Consider the following 2,180-nt stretch of genomic DNA (forward strand, 5'->3'; position numbering starts at 1 on the left):
GTTACAGTAGCACTATCATCTTGATTGTTAGATTTATTTGACACTCTAGAAGAGTGTGTTACAGTAGCACAATCATCTTGATTGTTTGATTTGGATAAAGTAGCACAAGCATCCTGCTTGTCAGATTTATTTGACACACTTCTAGTGCATGTTATACTATCTTTTGACACGCTAGAAGCGTGTGTTACAGTGATGATAATACTGGGATAAGCTATAGCTTTAAAAACAGGTGCATCTCCAAAGTCTATTAATTGTTTTAATTGAGTTTTTTTAACTAAAAAATCTCGTAGTTTTTGACCATATCCTGAACGAAAATATTTATTAGAAGTAATATAAGTTAAAACTCCTTTCTCTTTTAAAAGTCTGACTGCTTGTTCAAAGAAATAGACATATAAATCTGCAACTCCTGTATAACAGTTATATTGCTGTTTTAAAATTGGTTTGAGTTCCTTAATTTTCTCTTGTCTCACATAAGGAGGATTACCAATACAAATATCAAAATAATCAACTCCAAACATCCAGTTAGGATCAAAGAAATCAGAACTACTATTGAAATCATAAGGATTCCATCTTGCTAAAGTATCAGCGATGGCTGTTTCTAAACCAGTTGACTGTAATAACTTACTAATTTCTTGCCTTAAATTTTCATCTTTTTCTCGACATTTTTTCTTTGTTTTCGGTGTTCTTGCCTGAAAATGTTGTTGACGAACTTGCTTTAACTCCTCCTCTTTTTCTATCACCTCTTGACTTCTTAAACTAGACTGAGTTTCTATCCCAATTAAAGAATTAGCAGCCACAAATTTAGTCTCAAGGTTTGGCAAAGGTAAAATCCCACGATTAGGTTGATTGTTATTAACCTTTTGGTCAACAATTAACGATATAAAAAAGCGTAACTTAGAAATTTGTACTGCTATGGGTTGAATATCTACCCCAAAAATACAATTTTCAATTAAGAATAACTTCCGGGAATAATCCATCTCATTATTCTCAAATTCATCTTCTATTTCTGCCAACCTTTCCTGTAACTTTTGTATCGCTTCTTCCCTTGCATCTTCATAACTAATCTTTTTGGCTGTCTGAATATCTTCTAAAACAGGCTGTATTGCTTTTTCTTTCTGTTGCTGTTTCCATTTAGTATTATTAGGGTCAATTTTTCCTAAAATAAACACCAATTTCTGTAAAATTCCCATCGGAAAAGCACCAGAACCGCAAGCAATATCAATAATTTTTAGGTTATCAATTACACTAATTAAATAGTCACATTCATAGTCGTTAAATTGATGGGAATTATCATTATATGACAGTAAATGACGCAAACGGGTAACACAATCATCCTGATTGTTTGATGTAGTAACACAATCATCTTGATTGTTTATTTTAGACAAGCTGGAAGCTTGTGTTACAGAGTGGGTGTTTGGTTCGGTAAGACACCCATCTTGGGTGTTTTTCTCTGGCAAGCTGGAAGCTCGTGTTACGGTAACATTTTTATACAAGCTGGAAGCTTGTGCTACATTGGCGGGATGATTGGCAATATATGTTTGGACTCTTTCTAAATGTTGAGGCGATCGCACAATTTGATCGTAAGATTCTTTTTGCCATAATTGGCCACGACGGTTAAGAGATTTGTTAATTTTGTTAGCAGTGAAGGACTTCCAAGAATGAGTAATTTCTGATAATGTATGATTGCCTAGTGGTGTGACAATAACATGAACATGATTAGGCATAACTACCCATTCTTTTAAATCATAGCGATCGCCGTCAAAATAGGACAAGGCATCAGCTACAATTTTGGCTAGTTGGGGGTCTTTGAGATAACATTTTCCTATACCAGCATCTAACCATTTATCAACTTTTTGGGAAAAAAGACGATTATATTCTGCTTTTTCTGCTTCTGATAAAGGTTCAGGATGTTGTTTTTGCCATTCTTCTTTTTCTTGCTGTAATAATTGAAGCTTTGCTTGAGGAAGAGAGTCTGCTAAACGAAATGTGATAAAATATGTTGCCTTGTTTTGTTGCCAATGGGGAAGGAAACGCGGACTCATTGTAACACACCCAGGATGGGTGTCGGGTTCGGTAACACATCCATCTTGGATGTCTTTCCCTGACAAGCTGGCAGCTTGTGTTACAGGGTGGGTATTGGGTTCGATAACACATCGATCTTGGGTGTTTTTCCCCAACAA

The 2,180-nt window shown here is 35.3% G+C and carries 1 protein-coding gene; it reads right to left on the reverse strand.

The genetic code is table 11. The features are described from left to right. On the reverse strand, positions 1-2,180 hold a 2,180-nt coding region (locus tag ACP6PK_RS24905; RefSeq protein WP_426563587.1), incomplete at both ends, for an Eco57I restriction-modification methylase domain-containing protein.

It is taken from the genome of Dapis hubbardiae BLCC-M172 (assembly GCF_050016015.1).
Taxonomy (GTDB): domain Bacteria; phylum Cyanobacteriota; class Cyanobacteriia; order Cyanobacteriales; family Microcoleaceae; genus Trichodesmium.